The sequence below is a fragment of the Paenibacillus sp. RC334 genome (assembly GCF_030034735.1).
GTDB classification, from domain to species: Bacteria; Bacillota; Bacilli; order Paenibacillales; family Paenibacillaceae; genus Paenibacillus; species Paenibacillus terrae_A.
Genome location: NZ_CP125370.1, coordinates 2,403,367 through 2,423,312, shown reverse-complemented (window position 1 = coordinate 2,423,312; position 19,946 = coordinate 2,403,367). Strand labels below are relative to the sequence as shown.

Sequence of the window (19,946 nt, the reverse complement as noted above, 5' to 3'; positions counted from 1 at the left end):
TAAAAAACAGAAAAACGAAGAAAGCAGAGTGCTTAACTTCGTTATTGAAAATTTCTATACATAAAAGCCTATTCTTATCTGTCATGATTATTGCTATCCATACTTGGGTATAGTATGTTAAGGAAGAAGTTACTATTTTCAAAATAGGAGGAGGAAAAAACAATGGAGAAGATGTGTATGGAAATGATGATGATGATGTGTATGGAAGACATGATGGCTAAAATGAAAAGCATGAATATGTGCATGGAAAAAATGTCGGATATGAATATGATGGACATGAACATGGATGTGATGATGACTAAAATGCAAGAATGCGACGAAATGTTGACGATGATGATGAAAATGATGCGCGACATGAAACAAACTTCAAAATAATTTTTTTGTATTGAGCATTATTTTTTAACTGATTTTCGCGAATTCTTGGCATTGCAGTTGCAGCTGCGTGCCTTTTTTTATCTAGTTTTGTTATATTTATTGGTATGCTGAACCCTCAATAATGTGAATAGCTCGCTTGAATTTGCTTTTCCAGTTTGATGCGTTCCAGTTTTAGTTCCCAAATCTGTTCGCTCCAAGAATTTCTCTCTACCGAATTATTGCTATTCCGTAGAAGATCAAACAACTCCAATAATCTATCATTGATCTGGTCAAAATGCCGCCATAACGCATTAATTTCAGAATCTTTAGTTTCTCTGCCATTCTCCAGCGATTGATGCTGTAAGGCTTCTTTAAGCTCTTGCTGCCACTCTATATCGTTCAGTTGTTTCGCATAATTAAGTAGATCCAAATAGTCATCCACTTGCAGGTAGCTATGTGTTTTTATCAGTTGCATATTGTCTCTCTCCTTATGATGCACCCTATTACCAAGTATTATACTCGGTTATTAAGGAAAAGCAATGCTTTGTTCCACATTTTCCGAAAAAAAGAGGCGGCCTCAGCCACCCCCCCTTTTCAAACGATTCTTAGCCTTGCAATGCAGACTCTAAGTCTTCGATTAAATCCTCCAGATCTTCAATCCCTACGGAGATCCGTACCAGTCCTTCGGTAATGCCCAATTCTGCGCGGCGTTCTACCGGAATGGAGGCATGTGTCATACGTGCCGGAACACTAATCAGACTTTCAACCGCTCCCAGGCTCTCAGCCAGCGTAAAATATTTCAGTTTTTTCAGTAGTGCGACCGCGTTGGCATCGCTACCTACATCAAAGGAAATTATGCCGCCAAAGCCATCGGCCTGAATTTTGGACAGCTCGTGCTGCGAATGGCTTTCCAGTCCAGGGTAATACACTTTGCTAACCTTCGGATGCTTCTCCAAATAGATCGCAATTTCCTTGGCATTTTGCTCAATGGCTTCCATACGCAGACCCAGTGTTTTGATCCCGCGGATCAACAACCAGGAATCCTGCGGGCCGAGAATAGCACCAATGGCATTTTGCAGAAAATGAAGCTGCTCACCCAACTCGTCGCTGTTCACAACAGCCAGACCGGCTACAACATCGCTGTGCCCGCCCAAATATTTGGTAGCCGAGTGAATAACGATATCTGCTCCAAGCGTAAGTGGTGTCTGCCAATATGGAGTGGCAAATGTATTGTCCACGATCAGCAATAGGTCATGCTTTTTCACCAGCTCCGAAACCGTACGGATATCCGTAACTTTCAGCAGCGGATTCGTAGGCGTTTCTACATACAGTGCCTTCGTATTGGGTCGGATCGCTTGGGAGATGGCCTCCAGGTCAGTCGTATCCACAAATGTAGCTTCAATGCCTATCCGATTAAGCACCTTGCTTACAATACGGTAGGTGCCCCCGTATACATCATCGGTCAACAAAATATGATCTCCAGCATTAAACAGTGAAAATACCGCATGGATCGCCGCCATCCCGGAGCCGAAAGCAAAACCGCGTTTTCCTTCCTCCAGCTCCTTGATCAGCTCCTCCAGTGCAAAGCGGGTCGGATTGCCTGTACGCGAATATTCGTAGCCTTTATGAACGCCGATTTCCTCTTGCTCATAAGTGCTTACCTGATAAATAGGAACGTTAACCGCACCCGTATGCGGATCGGTAGGGAGGCCGCCGTGAATCAGCTTTGTTTTACGTTTCATTTTATATCCCGCCTTCATATATTTTTTTGCTCAGATAGCGTTCGCTGCTATCCGGGAAAATGGTGACGATATGTGCGCCATCCGGTGCGTTCTCTGCTTCCAGTAAAGCGGCATGTAATGCCGACCCGGAAGAACTGCCGACAAGAAGTCCTTCACGCGCTGCAAGCTCTTTGACACGGTCGAACGCATCGACGTCGCTAATCGTATGAATGGCATTAAAATAACCTTTATCCACAAACTCAGGAATCAGTTCCATACCAATCCCTTCCGTTTTATGCGAACCCGATTCTCCGCCGTTCAAAATGGAACCTTCTGGCTCTACGATTACGGTTTTAATAGATGCATTTTGTTCCTTGAGGTAACGCGAGGTCCCCATAAAGGTTCCCCCCGAACCTGCTCCTGCTACAAATACATCTACTTTTCCGTCCAGATCGTTCCAAATTTCCGGTCCCATCGTCGTGTAATAAGCCTCTGGATTATCAGGATTGCTGAATTGACGCGGCAAATAGGCATCTTGAAATTCAGCAGCCAGCTCCTTCGTTTTCTCGATGGCTCCCTTCATCCCCTCACTTGTCGGGGTATGAACGATACGCGCTCCCAGCGCCTTCATTAAATCTTGCTTTTCTTGACTGAACTTTTCAGGCACAGCAAAAATAACCGAGATATTATAATGAAGCGCTGCCATAGCGAGACCGATACCTGCATTGCCTGCTGTGGCTTCAATTAAAGTTCCACCCGGCTTCAACTGACCTGTTTTTAAGGCTTTTTCAATCAGAGCCTTGCCCACCCGATCCTTCACGCTGCCGCCGGGGTTCATAAACTCCAGCTTGGCGAACAGACGAATTCCCCTCGGCAGAGAATAGCTGTTCAGTTCTACTAGCGGTGTACGCCCGATTAGTCCCAAAGTATTATGATATACATTCATGATTTCAAGCTCCTTTTAATGGCGAATCCTAATAAACCAATGGTCAAAAAATAGCGACCTATTGCCGGAGAAGCTCGCCGTCATCCCCCGAAAAAGCATAGTAATACGGTGTGTATTGGTGCAATAAGATTTTATGTTTATTTCAATCATTTGTCAAATGGCATCCTTCACAGCACCCACACCCCTAGCCTTCTTCCCCGATATGATAGATGGTGTGTTACACAATGCCTACAATTATAGGGAGGATTTCATATGGGAAAGCAATTCATTAAAATAGCTGCTGTGTATTTTGCTCTCGGTGCGCTGCTTAGTGTGATCATTGGCGTGTCGGGCGATTACAGCCTGTCCAGAATTCAGTCTTATATTCATTTGCTCGGTTGGACAGCTCTCGGAATGATAGGTTTGATCTATGTGGCCTTTCCTGCACTTTCGGTTACTGTGCTGGCACGCGTACATTTTTGGCTGCATAATATCGGCTTGCCGGTGCTGGTGTTAGCGATTGCAGGCAAAAAGTACGGGGTGCCTGATATTGGAGTTTTGATCATCATGGGGTGGGTACTACTGGCGGCCGGAGTTGTACTGTTTATGGTGAATGTGTGGGACAGACTGCGCTGAGACAGATGAATATTCCTTGAATGAGCATGAAAAAAAGGAGCCTGATCCATACATCAGAACTCCTTTACATACTTCGTTATAAGGTGGCTATCATAGCCAAGCGGTCTATTACGTTACTTTACGGCTCCGTCCTGCACATGCTCTTTACAGAAGCGCTCGACAGCCTGCAACTCATCCTCTTCCAGTTCAAGCTCAATGTAACGGTTCGTTACTTTTTCAATCAGCTCATACTTCAATATTCCTGTTTTCTCTTCGTCTACTAAATATAGTGTACGGATATACAGTCCGTTTTCAGTGTAGAGCTCGTCGTCCTCTTCAACCTCTACATCAATCATAAATTCATAACGCTGCCCACTCAAAATACCAAAAGCATCTTTAATCTGATCTACCGTGTACGATGTAAAATTTAACATGTCTTCATTCCCTCCGGATTTCCTTCGATTACAGTGCATTCTACACCCGCAGGCAGTAGTTGTAAAACCTGTGTACGTACTTCTTCGCGGTTCAGATCCTGGCCCATGATGGAGATCCAGCCCCGATCATTACGCGAGCGAATTAATCGCCCGATGCCTTGTCTGAGTCTGAGCGCCATGTGAGGCATATCTATCTCCATAAACGGATCTGTCGCATCCTTGCGCAGTGCCGTAAAAACCGGATCATTTGGAGGAAAAGGCAGCGACCAGATGATGACGTGCGACAGGGATGGGCCTGGAATATCCAGTCCTTCCCATAACGTTACAGCACACAAGACGCTTTCCTCATCATTCTGGAAAGATGAGATCAGATGGCTGATTTCAGCCGATCCTTCATATAGAAAACGAAAAGCAGACGCTTCATGGTAAGCTGCGAGACCCGTTCTGAATGCATCCAGTTCCTCCTGTGAAGGAAACAGGATAAGCGCTCTACCTTGCGATTTCTCCAGCAGGGCCAACGCTCTCTGGATTGGATCATGCCCCGCCTGCAACGGATATAATGCCGCTTGCATCTGATCGTTGTAATCATACGGTGAAGCAACGGAAAACGTGAGCGGATTTTCTATACCGAGGCTTTGCGCCATATAATCAAAGGAGCTCTCCACGGAAAGTGTAGCTGATGAGAATACAATCGGTATATGCTGTGCAAATACCCGTTCTTTGAGAATCTCTTTTACCATCTTGGGCATAACCACAAGCGTTAATCCATCCTGATCCTCCATTACCCACGAAATCAGGAGTTCCGGGCGCTTAAACAAGGCCAACGCCGTCTGAATCATTTCCAGATGCTCTTCCACGATTTTGACCTGGTACTCATCCAGAGAAAATAACCCGCTTTCAAATACAAGCTCTTCTTCAATCGTGCCGATCAGTTCGCCAAAGCGGTTTACCTCTCGAATCAGCGACTCATTCAAGATAAACTCCTTGCGATTAGAACCTTGTACAGGCTGACTGTTCTTATCGAGCGCAGCGAACAAGGCTTCACTTTGGGATATCGCATCTTCAATCGTCATTGCCAGCGATTCTCGCACTTCTCCCTCCAGCAGACGGGTAATAATGGCCTCAAATTGAGCGTGCTTAAGCTTATAAGTGAGTGCATTCTGCGCCGCTGTCTCCAGCAGATGCCCTTCGTCAAGGACGACAGAGCTGTGCTCCGGCAGTAATGGCAGCTGGCCCTCACGCTTTCTCGCTTCATAGGTCCATACATGCTCCATATAAAAGTCATGAGAGCAGATAACCAGATCTGCCGCTTTGCGATAATGATCGCGGGACAACGTCTGTCCACAACGATGCCGCTGATGGCAAACGAGACAATCTTGAAATACATCCCAGCCCAGTCTGCTCCACTGTCCGTCCGTTAGCTCGGGATACTCTTTGCGGTTCCCGTAAGGGGTAAAGGACTGTAGCGTATCCGGAAAATGGACAAAATCCGGCAGGTCCTGATAGATATCACGGAACACATCCGCGTCATCATCCAATCCGCTTCGTACATTATCCAGCTTATTCAGACAAATATACTGATCCGGCGACTTACCCAGTCGGGCATCAATCGTCAGGCTCAAATGCCGGGCCAGCTTGGCGATATCTCCCTCCGGCTTCACCAGTTGTTCAATCAGCGACTCGTCCGCACAGGCGATAATCGCGGGCTTTCTCATGTACCGGGCATATGCAATAGCGTACAGGAGGTACACCAGCGTTTTGCCTGTGCCCACACCTGCTTCCGCGAAAATCGTTTTCTTTTCCTTATAGGCACGCTCCAACTGGAATGCCATATAAATTTGTTCATCCCGAACCTCAAAGCCGACTTCAGGCAAAACTTCATAAAATACATCCGCAATCCAGTCGCTTGCCTGCTCAATAAACGGCTTGGACGGATCAAAGGCAAAAGGATAAGTAGTCAATCGGGCTGTGCCTCCAATTCGTTCATAATGTGCATCCTTTCATTATAACGCAAAACAACCTAAAAAGAACATGTAAACTGTACAAACAGCTCATATTTTTTTATTTCGACTGAAATTATATAAAAGAAAGGACGCAGGGGTTCGGGTGTGTGAGGGCGCTGCGCGTAGGATTTGATCTTACGATCGCTGCTGCCCTGGGATTCTTGGATTGTCTAAACCTTTTTAAGATTAGAATTTTGTGGAGAGATCTAATAAAGAGATAGGAACCAAGGGAAAGTTTTTCTGGCAAAATGAAAAACAAAGAAACCGGCTAATGCTTCTCAGGCACTAGCTGGTCTCTTGTTAACATTTTGCTTCATTAAATCCGGAATTTGTCCCAGGAATCGTTTCCAAATTTCGCTGTTCATCAATTTATGATATTCGTAGATACCGGGGATAAAGACGGATGCTGTCCATGTCGTTGCAGCTCTTTTTTATTCACAACCAAGGTTTTGGCACAAAGATCGTGTAGTCCCTGTTTTTTTGCAGTAAAAGCAACAACGATGTAAATAATATGAACAAATACACCAGAAATAGCTTTAATCCAATAACGCCCGGAGGCGTGCATGAATCCAAGACGCCTTCCTTCCTCGTTCACGACAATTAGAGAAAACGCAAGCTTGCCCGGCGTTGCTTGTGCATTTGACGACTCCCAAAGCACACAATACAGCCACGGCACTATGAGCCAAAAGATCAGCGGCCACAACATATGTAATGCTTTAATGAAACCAACCTCCTCCATGTCCAGCGGGACTGGGATCATGAAAAATACTCCGCCTACTAAAAGAGCCGATGCCTACCCCATTTGTCAATTTACGAATACATTCTCATAAACAAGCAACAGGACCTATATCCATGCATTAAAATGAAAAATTTTATAAGAGCTAAGAGCTTATCTTCAATATTTTTCCTCAGATTTAGTATGAACTAAACAAAGCTATCCCCTCTCTCCTGCTAGAAGTAGTTCTTTAGCATCGAATTGCAATCAGCTATTTCGGTTATAAAAGAACAGCGTATATGTAAATGAAAATTACACACACGCTGCCTTCACCGGCCCTACAAGGCGCCTAGGCAAATAATAGTCCGGCCTGCCGTAGATTTTCCGCATCCCGATTCCCCGACTATCCCGAATTACACACTAAACAAGCCATCTTCTCCACGCAGTTTTGCCAGTGCCTCGACAAAGAAATAATCGCCGTAGATAATGGGAACGTTAATGTATTTTTGCTCGGGATAGTGTACAGTTCCATTCATGAGCAGTCCCTCATGATCCTGCTCCCATGCTGTACATGTCTCATGCAAGCCCTTAAGAATGGATTCTGCTGCCGTCGTAAAATGCTCCGCACGCGTCGAATATTTTGCCAGCTCCAGCAGGCCACTCGCTGCAATCGCCGCAGCAGACGAATCCCAAGCTTCACGGTGCCCCTCCTCCGCTCTAAAATCCCACACAGGCAGGCAAGCATCGCCCAGTTGGGACAGGAAAAAGTCTGCCGTGTTCTCGGCTACCTTCAAATAACGCGAATCGCGTGTGTACCCATACGAAAGCGTAAAACCGTACAAAGCCCATGATGTGCCACGTGCCCAGGCAGAGCCGGGTGCAAATCCCTGTCCGCCGTGCTCGGCGCGTTTTTTTCCAATCTCCGGATCGAACTCGACCATATGCGCAATCGAACCGTCAGCACGGACAAACTCACGCGCTACGGTATCGGCATGCTGCACAGCCAGAGCGGCAAAACGCGGGTCCCCGCTTTCCTGCGAAGCCCAATAGAGTAAGGGCAGATTCATCATACTGTCTATAATCGCTACGCCCCGCGTATCCATGTCCTTGGCGTGGAAATTCCACGCGCGAATAAAACGGCCATTCACGTTAAAACGCGCAGCCAGCAGGTTAGCGGCTAACAGCCCACGTCTTCTGGATTCTGGATCTCCAGTCAACCGATGGGCTGCCACACCGCTGGGCAGCCAAATAAAGCCAAGATCATGGTCTACGGCTTCACTATTGTAGAGCACCTTTTCCAGACGTTCCTCGCACTGCTGTGCAATGCTGGCAGCTCCGCTGGCAGGACGTGCTCGATTTATCAGCCACAGCAAACCTGGATAAAAGCCTGCCGTCCACCATTCTTCCTCACGATGATCATAACGTCCACCTTCTGCAACATGTGGAAAGGCGTTCCCCAGTCTTGCCGCCAAGGCAAGCGTTTTATCCAAAGCCAGCTCCCACGATTGTTCCAGCCATGCTTCTGTTTCAGTCATTGCTCTTCACTCTCCCTTTTCCACATGTTAAAAAATCGATTGTTCCGGCCCTTATTTATGCTGGCAAATGAATGATAAAAGAAATATGGCTACCCTCGCATTCCAGACGTGCTCCCTTGAGTAATCCATTCCGACAGGCCACAGAAGCCAGTTCTTCTGGCCACACGACATTCGTTCCTTTCGTTGCTGGAATAACTTCCAGACTCGCACCTGCATATTCCACCCGAATGCTTTCCTTTTCTTCACCTGCCGACATGACATGGTGAATGACACTGCGTTCCTGACCGTCATACGCCATTAAAGGAATAAGTGCCCCCACAGCCTGAATATTGCCTTGAAGCTCATATGTCACCTCAATTTTGCCGGGTACCTGCCGATATTGCGTTCGAATTTCCCACACGCCCGGAAACGGACCCTTCCACAACAACGTAAAATCAGTCTCTCTATCAGATGTGGTGCTTTGCTCCATCTGTACCGATCCCCCACCGTCCAACGGATCAATACCTCCATCTCGGTCGAACCCCAGCGTGCCGGGAATGCCTTCCGACAGGCTGTGCCATTTCCCATCCTCCGTTTGCCAGGCCGGGGTATAGCTGAGCGGGAAAATATCCCCTTCCGCAAAGCCTGTAAAGCCACGGTCTGCATGCCCTGCCGAGGACGGACCGATTAGTGGAGGCAGCGTGGAACGCTGAATACGCACGATGCCGGGAATATTGTACGGGTCATTGACCGATGTCTGCACAAGCATTTGCTGCCCATCTACGGTCGCAATGACCGTCTGGAACCAGCCGTCCGTTTCCAGCACTCTGCTGCCCATTTCCGCCGGAATTGAGCATGGTGAAATGCGCTCCAAATCCGCTCCGTGCAGAAGTGTATAAGCCAGCGCAGCAGCCGTCCACAGACTGTAGCAGGTATGGTTCGAGTACACCTCGAAGCCATGCCGAGCCTCGGACGAATAATGGTTGCGGACGATATGCAGCTTGCCTTCGTCGGTCTGCCAGCGACCAATCGCCTGCCAGCACAGGTCCGCTGCCCGCCGGAATGCCCCTGCCAGCCCGTACTCGCCCGCTGCAAAAGCCTGCTGCGCATGTGTCGTAAAGACGAAGGCCGCCGCAGCTTCGTTCCACTGATGCTGCGCGCTTCTTCCACGCGGTGGAATTTCCCCTTGCGGGGATAACGCCAGTAGCGAGCTGAGCGCCCCTCTGTGAAGATGGTCGCGCAGTTCAGGGGCACAGCCGCCATCATATCCCGCCTCCAGCATCACGCCCAGGTGAAAGCGTGTGACGATATCGTAGGCAAACGGGCTATTGGGCCGGTCCAGCGGACCATCCTGATACAATCCCAATCCGGTAAATCGAGGCAAATGATAACTACGGATATACGCCTCCATCCATTCCGAATCCGCGGCAATTCCTTCTGCCGCACGCATAAACTCACCGGAAATCATAATCGCGTTCCAGTTGATCATACGATTCGGATTTTTCATTTTGCTCATCGTAAAAATGTAGGTATCTTCCGGTTGAATCTGGCTCAACCGCTGCTTCCATGCTATGGCCTGCTCTGGCAGCAGGTTTTTGAGCAGTCGATATGCCCCCATCATCATGATTGGAAAAAAGTCCGGATGGTGATCCGGGGCCTTTTCCTCCACCACACACGCTATGCTGTGTGTTAAAGCCGCAGCAGCGGATTCGAGCAAGTCATGCCGACCTTCTTTGACCAGTACCGCCGCTGCCAAAGCATAGGATGGAGTTGAGTAGTACCGTTCACTATCAGAATGAGGGTCGATGATGGCCCCATTTTCATCCTGATGCGGGGTATAAGCACGAACCAGCTTTTCCAGCACAGCAAGCTTACGTTGGTGAGTCCAGCCGTCCTCCACTCGATTCAGCCCGATTTCCAACTGTTCATCCAACCGTTCTATAAAATCCTCCAGCTCCGTCTGCCAAGGATACACGCTGCCTGTGTGCAGTTTATTCATTCTGTCAGCCTCCCATTCAAAATGAAGAATGATTTATGGTAAAAAACAGCTCGCAATCCACGCTTGCAGCGCCGCCACAGCGATCCGAGGCCAGCCCTAACGATGTTTTATAAAACACAAACGGTACCCCGTCATGATCCATATGCTGCACAGCCTCCACCTCCAGACGCAGCACGCTGGCATCATAATCCAGCCTGACCGCCGCACTCGCTCCCTTCCATTCCACAAAGCCTGTTCCCGTATAAGGCTGAATACGGCTGATCAAGTTCTCTTCCACATCCCAAGGCTGTATGCTCCCGTCAGACGTCTCAAACTCAAAATGATCTGTGACGGTAAGCTTCGCCCCCTCGTTCCTCTCCAACACATTCCATGCAAATGAGCGGGTGAACAGCGCCAATTCTTCTACGGGATACGCAGATGTCAGATCCAGCTTAAACCTTGTGTCCATCTGTGCGGCCCCTTGCTCTCCCAAGGCAATATCCAGCACAACTGCCTGTGCCTCCACGCCTGATTGCTGCATGATCCCGTTAATAACAGGCACAGAATGACCACCAGAGGAAATGTTGGTGATCGACTCTCGCCCCGGTGAGAAATAGGCTTTCGTATATAAGCCGGCTCCCAGATCACACAGCAGATTTTCACCACCGCCATGAAGGATAAAATGTCCCAGATCATTATGATTGTGCGGTTCGTCGTTATGCCCCCCTTAGCTGAAAAGGCAAATATAGCGGCCTGTTCAACTGTTGGAGTTCCAGATATACCGTGGTTGTGGTTGTGGCTGTGGCTGCGGCACATCAGCCACCCGAGCTGTGGCAAATAATCGACTACAGCCTCACTGTTCCCAAAGGCCAAAGGATTCGTCCAAACCAGATTGCGCAATACATGCGCCCAACGACGGCAAGGGTCCTCCAGTAGACCCGGTATGCGGAAAGGCAGTGTAGACGGTCGCCCCTGCAAAGCATTCAAACGAGAGATGAGTCCGGATGGAAGACGTTCGGTTTCACTGCTGTCCGAATAATTGGCGAAAATGCCTTCCGACAGATGAACCCGCTCCGCAAAGGCCGCTATTTGCCTAACCTTTTCCGAGGTGAGGATATCCACAGTCCCCTCGGTAAACTCACGTAGCATATCGGCAAAATAGATAAAATAACCAAAGCCATACACCCAATAACCGACTCCTTCGGGACAACCACCGTCCTCCCTGTAGCCTGCCAGGAAGCAGTCCAGTGAACCGAGCATTTTCTCGATAGCCGCAGCTTTGCGTGGATCGTCTTCTGCCAGCAGCAACACGGCGATTCCGCAGCCGGAAGCGCATACAGCCGCCCAGTTGTGATCCGCTGTTTCCCACTGAAAATGACGCGGCTCCCAGAATACAGGTTCTAAAACACGTCGTTCTACCTCACCACGCACCTGAGCGACCACATGGCTATTCAGTTGCTCACCAAGCAGCAATATGATTTCAGCCAGCGTTTGCGCGGTTTCAGAAGCGAACAAATCCACCTGCTGCCGGGGCGGTGTCACCGTATCTTCTTCCCTGACATGTGCAGGAAGTGCCCATGTATACTCCCCGCAGATGTCCAAGAGACCTCTTTCCACCTCTTTGATCCGCCAAGACTCCGGCTCGGCAACGGCTGCCAGCACTAAGGCAACCAGACGTCCACGCCGTTCAAAATACACATCCTCATACGGCTTGCGCTCCCCAGTATTCGCAAACTGCCGGAACAGAGACAACGAAAGCGTCGGCCATGGCGTTTCCCGGTTATTCTCACAGACACGCTCAATATCCTTCCAAAGCCCGGCATATATCGGCTCAGAGACAGTTACCCGCAGCCTTTTCGTCCACTCACGCCTTAACTGTTGCCTTGCTACATCCTGCGAGCCGCCAGCCAGCACCGTGACGAGCCGCGAAGCAGGCCAAGCCTCCTTCAGAAGACTCATTTGTATTTCCTCCCCATGAGACACATTCGTTTTCGCTTTCTTTTTTTGTTAACGCTTTCATTGTATCTAACAATCCGCCTAAATTCAAAGGGGTAGAAAACAATATCGTCAAACGCAAAAGAACCTCCACACCACGTTGTTGTGGTCGCGAAAGTTCTTGTTACGCTATTGCCAAGTTCTGTCCAGATTCGCCTGGATTTATCGTTTCTAGGCTTTGGGCTTTTCTGGTTTCCAGTTTTTAATCCCGTCATCCTCCAGAATACCAAGTGCTGCATCTGAGATATTAGGATCACGTAACAAAGCATCCTCAACTCTGAATTTGATATCGTCCGCATCTGCCAGTGTCATTCCCGGTGTGAGCTCAATCAGTCCTTCTACGTGATAGTAGCGTCCCTCCTGCAAAATACGCATTTGGTAAATATCCGTCACATGCGTATCTGCAAGAATAATGGATGCCACGCGTTCTTCGATATCAGGGGGAGCAGATACTCCAATCAAGCCCACCATATTGTCGTAGCCAACCCGAAACGCAACGCCTACCATAAGACAACCGATGAGAATACTCGATATCCCGTCCAGCAGCTTAAAATCTGTCAACGAGGTAACCACAACCGCCAGCAAAGCAAGCACACCACCCGTTGTTGCTACCAAATCCTCATAAAACACCAGACGAGTTGGCGGTGCAGCACGTCCCACATGGCGAAACGCAGAGGTGAAAATGCCAAAACCCTTCGCCTCCACTCTGGATTCATGCAGCACTTCCTTCATCGCTTTGCTCCATACAAACCCGTCAACCACCAGAGACAAAATCAGGACCACCACATTAATCCAAAATCCATGTGTGGATTCAGCCGGATGCTGCAACAAATGGATGCCTTCCAATGCAGTTTCATAGGCCATGATCGTCACGACAATAACCGCGACCATACAAAACAGGTTAATTACCCGTCCAAAGCCGGTAGGAAAGCGTTTTGTCGGCTTTTTCTCTGCCAGCACACTGCCCGCGAATACAAACACCTGGTTCACCGCATCTGCAATCGAATGCATCATGGTGGCAAACATGGAACCGCTGCCTGTCAAGGCAAAAGCAATCCCCTTAATTATCGCAATACCGGTATTACCCAGTGCTGCCGAGCCTGAGGACTTGTTCCCCTTTTTCACCAGACTCCAAAATGAATCTTTTTTCTGCTGCTCATCCATCCTGTAGCTTTCCTCCTGAGGTATACATAATCTGATATCGCCACATTATGTAATCTTTTGTTATGTATTATTTTTAACCCGTCCATATTTTACCTAACCATTCGGGGAGAAGCAATACAAACAGCGATTTAAATGCCATAAAAAAAGAATGCTCCACGTCATCCTGTGACGCGAAGCATTCCCTGTTCACCCCTCTGTGATACATTGCATCAGGTTAAGAACACGGATAACCTGATTACCAGCTGGCTTTCGTAACGCCTGGGATTTGGCCTTTATGAGCCAGCTCGCGGAACGCGATACGGGACAGCTTGAATTTGCGCAGGTATCCTCTCGGTCTGCCTGTCAGCTCGCAACGACTTTTCAGGCGAGTCGGGGAAGAATCACGCGGAAGCTTTTGCAATGCTTCGTAGTCCCCTTTTGCTTTCAATTCACGTCTCAGATCTGCATATTTAGCTACGATTTCCTGACGTTTCTTCTCTTTAACCACTTTCGACTTCTTAGCCATGTAAAGCTCCTCCTTGTTATATATGCCAATCATGAAGGCTCTCCACCCTTACCACTGGATGGACGAACACGGAAATGGACATGATTTTCATTTAAATAGTAATAATTACGATTAATATTTAATATAGCGCTATTTTAGATGGGTTGTCAACCCAAGCGGCTTGGATCACAACATTAAAAAGCCGCTGAAACAACAGAACCGATTCATTGTGATGTACGGTCTGCCGTTTCAACGGCTTCAAAATTTACTGGCTTAGTTCTGTTCATTCAGCCAAATGGCAAGCCACCCAGTGATCTGGACGAGCCTCACGATAGAGTGGAATTTCTTTGGAGCAGCGGTCAATAGCAAAGGGACAGCGAGTATGGAATTTGCAGCCGGAAGGTGGATTAACCGGGCTTGGAATATCCCCTTTGAGCAAAATCCGCTCTCTTTTCAGCTTCGGCACCGGGATCGGTACCGCCGACAGCAACGCCTTCGTATATGGATGAAGCGGATTCCCGAACAGCTCGTCACGCGAAGCGGTTTCGACCATGGAGCCTAAATACATCACTCCTATGCGGGAACACAGATGCTCCACCACGCTTAAATCATGCGAGATGAACAAATACGTCAGCCCCCGCTCGGCCTGCAATTTGGAGAACAGGTTAATAATCTGCGCCTGAATGGACACGTCCAGCGCCGACACCGGCTCATCTGCAATGATCAGATCCGGCTGGAGCGCCAGCGCCCGGGCAATGCCTATCCGTTGGCGCTGACCACCCGAAAATTCATGCGGAAAACGGTCGATATGATACTCCGACAATCCGCACAGCTTGAGCACGTCCAGTACAATCTGCCGGACCTGCTCTTTCGTCGCTATCCCGTGATCCAGCAGCGCCTCCCCAATGGCATCTCCGATGCGCACACGTGGGTTCAGTGAACTGTACGGGTCCTGAAAGATCAGCTGGATTTTAGGGCGGAGCTCCTGCATCCCTTTGGCGGACAGGCTGTGCAGGTCCACTCCTTTGTATTTAATGGTGCCGTCCGTCTTGTCCGTCAATCTGACAATCGTGCGGCCTACCGTGCTTTTGCCGCTTCCCGATTCGCCCACCAGACCGAAGGTTTCCCCCTGACGGATCGTAAAGCTGATATCGTCCACCGCCCGCACATACCCCGTTGTACGGTTCATAAACCCGGACTTGACCGGAAAATACGTTTTTAAGCGGTCGATTTCCAGCAATGGCTCAGCCATGAACAACCGCCTCCTCATATAACCAGCAGGATGCCTTTTGTTGTGCTGAAACTTCTTTTAATACAGGCTCCTTCACTTGGCAGATATCCATGCAATGCCCGCAGCGGTCATGAAAATAGCAGGATGTTGTCAGCTCCAGTGGATTAGGCACTTGTCCAGGGATGGAGTACAGTTCCTTTTGACGCTGATTTAGCACCGGCTTGGATTTTAGCAATCCTTGCGTGTAAGGATGCTTGGGATGATTAAATAGCTGTACCACTTCGCCTTCCTCGACAATCTTGCCTGCGTACATCACAATGACGTAATCTGCCATTTCCGCAACAACGCCCAGATCATGGGTGATCAGCATCAGCGACATATTGGATTGCGCCTTGAATTCACGCAGCATGTCGAGAATTTGCGCCTGTATCGTTACGTCCAGCGCCGTCGTCGGCTCATCAGCAATGAGTAGCTTGGGTCCGCAGGAAACGGCAATGGCAATCATGATGCGCTGTAGCATTCCACCGCTCAGCTCATGCGGATAGCTTTTCATAATCTGCTCAGGTCGGGAAATGCCTACCTGTGCGATTAGCTCCAGCGCCCGCTTGTGCGCTTCCTTGCGGCCCATTTTCAAATGCTCGACTAGCGGCTCGGATAACTGTTCCCCAATGGTCATGACCGGATTCAGCGATGACATCGGCTCCTGAAAAATCATAGATATCTCATGACCGCGAATCGTGCGCATCTCATTTCTGCTAAGCCCCAGCAGATCGGTATCCTCAAAACGGATGCTTCCGCCTGCCACTTTACCGCCGGGGCTCTGGATCAGGCCCATGATTGACATCGCAGTGATGCTTTTGCCACAGCCTGATTCGCCGACAATACATACCGTCTCCCCCAACTTCACACGGAAGCTGACATCATCCACCGCCTTGACCGTGCCTTCTTCTGTATAAAAATGAGTGCTTAAATGCTCAATCGAAAGTACATTGTTCATGGTGTATGATCACCTACCTCTTATGTTTCGGGTCAAGTACGTCCCGCAGTCCGTCACCAAAAATATTAATGGCGATGACCGTAGCAAAAATGGAAAGGCCAGGCGGTATCCACATCCACGGACGCTGCTGAAAATCCAGCACATTGTTGGCCGCATCAATCATGTTGCCCCAAGTCGGTGTTGTAGGTAGCACGCCAAGGCCGAAGAAACTAAGTACAGATTCACTCAGGATAGCTCCGCCAATGTTCAAAGTGGCGATAACAATCAGCAACGGCATAATATTAGGAAATAGATGCTTGAACAGCTTGCGTCGATTCGACAGTCCCAGCACTGTTGCAGCCTGCATAAATTCACGCTCCCGCAAACTAAGCATCTGACCTCTCACCATCCGCGCGATCCCTAGCCAATTGACCAGACTAAGCATCAGCATAACGATATACATACGTTGATCCGGGGGAACCTTCCAGTCGGACAGTAGCGCGCCCATAATGAACAGCAGCGGCAAACTCGGAACGGTCAGCAACAAATCAGCGATACGCATAATGATCTGATCCGCAATCCCGCGAAAATACGCCGATATAACGCCCAGCGTAGCTCCCAAAAAGACAGACAACACCATAGATGCCAATCCCACAGTGAGGGAAATTTGGCCTGCCTGCATCACACGGGTCAGCACATCCCGTCCCAGTTTGTCTGTTCCCAGCCAGTGATGGATGTTCGGTGCCTTGTTCATCATCAATATATTCGTTTTGTTATCAGCATAGGGAGAAAATAACGGACCAATAAAACAGATCAAAAACATAAATACAACGACGAGCAGCCCGGCCATAGCCAGCTTGTTTCTGAACAGCTGCCGCAGCGCCTGCCGCCACATTGAAGATTTTGCAGCTATTCGCAGCTTGCCGCTGCTTTTGCTCAAATTACTGCTAACGGATGACATTCCATAGCCCCCTCCTTACACCTTCACACGCGGGTCCGCGATACGATACAGAATATCGGACAGCAGCGTCCCAATGACGCTCAAGATGGCAATCAGCATCGTAAAGCCCATGAGCAGAGGGTAATCCCGAAGCGAAAAGGATAGCATGTACAGCTGACCAATTCCCGGCCAGTTGAAAATCTTTTCAATAATAAGCGATCCGCCAAACAATGCAGGCAATTCGAAGCCAATCAACGTAATTGCAGGCAGCAACGCATTTCTCAAAGCGTGCGTAAAGAGTACCTTTCTTTCCTTTAAGCCCTTCGCGCGGGCCGTACGGATATAGTCCTGCTGGATCACGTCGATCATATTGCTGCGGAAGTAACGGGTCAGTGAACCCAGTCCCAGCAGCGTCATGACGGTCACTGGCAGGATCATATGCTGAAGGACCTCCTTCACATACTCCATACCCGTAGCGTTACTGCCCGTATTGAGCATGCCGCCCGGTGGCAGCCATTTGAGATCGACTGCTGCAACTTTGATCAGATACAGCCCGATAAAAAAAGATGGAACAGACATCGCGGCAAAAATCACCACCATGACGAGGGTATCGAACCACGAATACTGCTTATAAGCAGCAACCACACCAATAATGACAGCAATCACCCACGTCAGGAAGGTCGATACAATCGCTAGTAAAAACGAGTTCCAGATATATTCATTAAACAAGGTCAGCACTGGCTTTTGCTGGGCAAGTGAATAACCAAAATTGCCATGCAGCGCATTCCACAGCCAGCTTCCGTAGCGTTCCAGAATGGGCTTGTTCAGTCCGTATATTTCCCTCAGCTCCGCCTTCCTCTCTGGCGACAGCTTGAGATCGCCGCTGATGAAATCCCCCGGTGTCATGGCGTACAGAAAAAAAATCATCATCGAAGCGGCCAATAAAATAATGATCATATACGTCAGTCTTTTCGTTAAAAACGAACTCATGACAGACTCCTTTCATTTCACCCCATTTGGGAGGCCCCTTGATCGGAACTGACGATTCTTCACAAGGGGCCCGCAAGCATGGCTTTATTTAAGGGACCATTCAAACAGATTGCCGGACAAGCCAATGAACGGACTGACCTTTACATGTTCCATGCGGCCATTGTAGGCATATACTGTTTTCTTATAGTTCGTGAAAATGACGGGCAGCTCATCGTTAAGCAGTAAGTACAGTTCTTTATATATTTTTTTGCGTTCCTCAATATTCGTCGTGGATAAGCCTTTTTCATACAGCTCTTTTACCTTCGGATTGTTATACCCCTTGATTTCCCCATCGACGAATTGCTCGATTCCATCAGATGGGTCAGTCAGCATCGGAGTGGAGAAGGAAGCCATATCGTAATCCTTACCATCTACCTTGGCGACCATCGCATTAAAGTCTGCGAAAATTTCTGGTTGGAAATCAACGCCAATCTCCTTGTAATTTTCAGCCGCAAGCGCAATAAATGTGTCTGTTTCCGGGCGTTTGGAGGTCAGCATGTGAATGGTCAGCTTCTGACCATTTTTCTCACGGATACCGTCACTGCCTGCTACCCAGCCCGCCTCATCCAGCAGCTTTTTCGCTTTTTCCGGGTCATAATTGTACGGGTTTACCCCGTCTGTCGTATAGGACCAGAAAATTGGAGAAGACGGAATGTTAGCCACCGCTCCTGCTCCCTGCGCTGCATCTACATAAATGGTTTTGCGATCCAGACCATAAGTCAACGCCTGACGAACCTTCTTATCCTTAAGCTTTTCATTCTCCAGATTTAATTGAATATATCCGTAAGTGCTTGGGGTATAAGGCAAAATGTTTAAAAAGCCAAGCCCTTTCAGTTTATCAATGTTCTCCTGAGTCGCGGTGAATTGGGCAAAGTCGGTATCGCCTGTCTCAATAAACTGCCAAGCATCGCCTTCCGCGGTTTTGTAGATAAAATGCTGTGTTTTCGGTTTGCCTTTGAAGAAGTTATCATTGGCTTCCAGACGGACCTCTTGCCCCGGAATGAACTTTTCCAACTTGTAAGCGCCGTTACCCAAAGGACTACCATGCAGATTTTTAAAGTAATCCAGTTGTCCAAACTTATAATCCTTGCCGTAGTAGGCTTTGGACAAGACATCGGAGCCCAGAGTTGTCAACGCCAGCGCGTTTGGCTTCTCCAGCGTTACCGAGATCGTTTGCGGATCAATGACCTTGATCCCGTCAATTTGTTTCGATTTGCCCTCGGTATAGGCCTTGCCGCCTTTAATATTCAATTTGCGGATTGGACTATCTCCAGCATAGGCTTTGTCATAAATCAGCGTCCATGTAAAACCGACATCCTCTGCCGTCAGAGGGGAACCGTCGCTGAATTTCGTATCGGGAACCAAATGAAACGTGTACGTCAGATTATCCTTGGAGATATCCCAGCTCTTAGCAAGATTCGGCAGCGGAAGCCCCCCTCTCATCTACCGTAACCAGTGGAGTCCACAACTGCGAAATCACGTTGCCATCATAGCCACTTTGGTTGAAATAGGGAGTGAACACCCCTGCCGGGTCGGTCAGACCGACAATTATCGTGTCGTTTCTCTTTTTGGACACATCCGGCAGCTTGGTCAAATCCGATGCTTCTACCAGACTTGTCAAAGGCTGCGCAGTAGCAGCCGTCTGTGCAGCATCATTACCCTGCGGAGTGGCGCTGTTAGCGCTGTCCGATCCACCGCTAGAGCAAGCCGCTAATAAGGTTGAACTTAATAGTAGTAAACTGCTTAGTAGAATGATTCCTTTTTTCAAAATAATCCCCCCGCGTTAATTAGTTAAATTCCGATCAAACAAGTTGTAATTAGTAAGATAAATCTCATTATAGGAATCTAATACGGTTCTGTAAAGGGAG

The 19,946-nt window shown here is 48.5% G+C and carries 17 protein-coding genes and 2 pseudogenes; 2 read left to right on the top strand and 17 right to left on the bottom strand.

Annotation, left to right across the window (positions count from 1 at the left end; translation table 11 throughout):
- Positions 1-162: 162 nt before the first annotated feature.
- Complete coding sequence (locus QMK20_RS11410) at positions 163-375, top strand: hypothetical protein (protein WP_283655789.1); 213 nt, start codon at positions 163-165, stop codon at positions 373-375.
- A 115-nt stretch (positions 376-490) separates the two neighbouring features.
- On the opposite strand, the gene QMK20_RS11405 is transcribed toward QMK20_RS11410, so the two are convergent.
- The 3 genes from QMK20_RS11405 to QMK20_RS11395 form a co-directional block, all read right to left on the bottom strand.
- A complete protein-coding gene (locus QMK20_RS11405) occupies positions 491-829 on the bottom strand; it encodes a hypothetical protein (RefSeq protein WP_283655788.1) in 339 nt (112 codons plus the stop codon).
- Between the two features lie 130 nt (positions 830-959).
- Complete coding sequence (locus QMK20_RS11400; protein WP_283655787.1) at positions 960-2,096, bottom strand: bifunctional cystathionine gamma-lyase/homocysteine desulfhydrase; 1,137 nt, start codon at positions 2,094-2,096, stop codon at positions 960-962.
- Position 2,097: 1 nt separating this feature from the next.
- Entirely contained in the window at positions 2,098-3,021 is a 924-nt protein-coding gene (locus QMK20_RS11395; RefSeq protein ID WP_283655786.1) for a PLP-dependent cysteine synthase family protein, read from the bottom strand.
- A 252-nt stretch (positions 3,022-3,273) separates the two neighbouring features.
- Here QMK20_RS11395 and QMK20_RS11390 point away from each other — a divergent pair, with 252 nt between their 5' ends.
- Entirely contained in the window at positions 3,274-3,636 is a 363-nt protein-coding gene (locus tag QMK20_RS11390; RefSeq protein WP_283655785.1) for a hypothetical protein, read from the top strand.
- Between the two features lie 113 nt (positions 3,637-3,749).
- Here the strand turns inward: QMK20_RS11390 and QMK20_RS11385 are convergent, their stop codons facing one another.
- The 14 genes and pseudogenes from QMK20_RS11385 to QMK20_RS11325 all read right to left on the bottom strand — a co-directional run bounded on the left by QMK20_RS11385 (position 3,750) and on the right by QMK20_RS11325 (position 19,846).
- Complete coding sequence (locus QMK20_RS11385) at positions 3,750-4,049, bottom strand: DUF6509 family protein (protein WP_283655784.1); 300 nt, start codon at positions 4,047-4,049, stop codon at positions 3,750-3,752.
- Positions 4,043-6,010, bottom strand: coding sequence for an ATP-dependent DNA helicase (locus QMK20_RS11380; protein ID WP_283655783.1), 1,968 nt, complete (start codon positions 6,008-6,010; stop codon positions 4,043-4,045). The genes QMK20_RS11385 and QMK20_RS11380 overlap by 7 nt, the downstream gene beginning before the upstream one ends.
- Positions 6,011-6,416: 406 nt before the next feature.
- A pseudogene (locus tag QMK20_RS11375) lies at positions 6,417-6,815 on the bottom strand (RDD family protein); the annotation flags it as partial.
- 365 nt (positions 6,816-7,180) lie between these two features.
- Positions 7,181-8,302, bottom strand: a complete 1,122-nt coding sequence (locus tag QMK20_RS11370; RefSeq protein ID WP_283655782.1) for a glycoside hydrolase family 88 protein — start codon at positions 8,300-8,302, stop codon at positions 7,181-7,183.
- Positions 8,303-8,357: 55 nt separating this feature from the next.
- Positions 8,358-10,280 carry a glycosyl hydrolase gene (locus tag QMK20_RS11365; RefSeq protein ID WP_283655781.1) on the bottom strand — a complete coding sequence of 641 codons (1,923 nt, stop codon included), beginning with the start codon at positions 10,278-10,280 and terminating at the stop codon, positions 8,358-8,360.
- A 16-nt stretch (positions 10,281-10,296) separates the two neighbouring features.
- Entirely contained in the window at positions 10,297-10,728 is a 432-nt protein-coding gene (locus QMK20_RS11360; RefSeq protein ID WP_481857795.1) for a hypothetical protein, read from the bottom strand.
- The gene (locus QMK20_RS27620) at positions 10,701-12,218 is read right to left on the bottom strand and encodes a hypothetical protein (protein WP_481857794.1); all 1,518 of its coding nucleotides are present in this window, start codon (positions 12,216-12,218) and stop codon (positions 10,701-10,703) included. The genes QMK20_RS11360 and QMK20_RS27620 overlap by 28 nt, the downstream gene beginning before the upstream one ends.
- A 207-nt stretch (positions 12,219-12,425) precedes the next feature.
- Positions 12,426-13,418, bottom strand: a complete 993-nt coding sequence (locus QMK20_RS11355; RefSeq protein ID WP_283655780.1) for a cation diffusion facilitator family transporter — start codon at positions 13,416-13,418, stop codon at positions 12,426-12,428.
- A gap of 235 nt (positions 13,419-13,653) precedes the next feature.
- Positions 13,654-13,923, bottom strand: a complete 270-nt coding sequence (gene rpsN, locus QMK20_RS11350) for a 30S ribosomal protein S14 (protein ID WP_044645534.1) — start codon at positions 13,921-13,923, stop codon at positions 13,654-13,656.
- Between the two features lie 262 nt (positions 13,924-14,185).
- Positions 14,186-15,154 (bottom strand): ABC transporter ATP-binding protein, encoded by a 969-nt coding sequence (locus tag QMK20_RS11345; protein WP_283655779.1) that lies wholly within the window; start codon positions 15,152-15,154, stop codon positions 14,186-14,188.
- Positions 15,147-16,130 (bottom strand): ABC transporter ATP-binding protein, encoded by a 984-nt coding sequence (locus tag QMK20_RS11340; protein ID WP_283655778.1) that lies wholly within the window; start codon positions 16,128-16,130, stop codon positions 15,147-15,149. Before QMK20_RS11340 ends, QMK20_RS11345 begins: the two co-directional genes overlap by 8 nt.
- A gap of 13 nt (positions 16,131-16,143) precedes the next feature.
- Complete coding sequence (gene opp4C, locus QMK20_RS11335) at positions 16,144-17,070, bottom strand: oligopeptide ABC transporter permease (protein WP_283655777.1); 927 nt, start codon at positions 17,068-17,070, stop codon at positions 16,144-16,146.
- 15 nt (positions 17,071-17,085) lie between these two features.
- The gene (locus QMK20_RS11330) at positions 17,086-18,039 is read right to left on the bottom strand and encodes an ABC transporter permease (RefSeq protein ID WP_044645538.1); all 954 of its coding nucleotides are present in this window, start codon (positions 18,037-18,039) and stop codon (positions 17,086-17,088) included.
- 84 nt (positions 18,040-18,123) lie between these two features.
- A pseudogene (locus tag QMK20_RS11325) lies at positions 18,124-19,846 on the bottom strand (ABC transporter substrate-binding protein).
- Between the last annotated feature and the right edge of the window lie 100 nt (positions 19,847-19,946).